This is a genomic window from Streptomyces sp. URMC 126 (assembly GCF_051386555.1).
Lineage (GTDB): Bacteria > Actinomycetota > Actinomycetes > Streptomycetales > Streptomycetaceae > Streptomyces.
In genome coordinates, this window is sequence record NZ_JBPQTX010001293.1 from 1 (window position 1) to 240 (window position 240).

The following is a 240-nucleotide window of genomic DNA, read 5'->3' on the forward strand; positions in this document are numbered from 1 at the left end:
GCCCAATGGCGACTTCGCCCACACCATGGCCCGGCAGCTGTACTTCTCCACCTATCAGGAGCTGCTCTACGGCCGGCTCGCGCACGGGGACGGCCCCTTCGCCCCGCTGGCCGCCAAGGCGGTCAAGGAGGTGGCCTACCACCGCGACCACGCCGAGCACTGGATGCTGCGGCTCGTCCTCGTCACCGGCCTGCGACAGCAGCACGCGGGCCTGGCCCAGGAGATCGAGGGCGATATTGG

The 240-nt window shown here is 70.0% G+C and carries 1 protein-coding gene; it reads left to right on the top strand.

Translation table 11 applies throughout. The features are described 5' to 3' along the window. Positions 1-240 (top strand): Phenylacetic acid catabolic protein (locus tag ACSNOK_RS36015; RefSeq protein WP_436784863.1); only part of this gene is annotated, 240 nt, incomplete at both ends.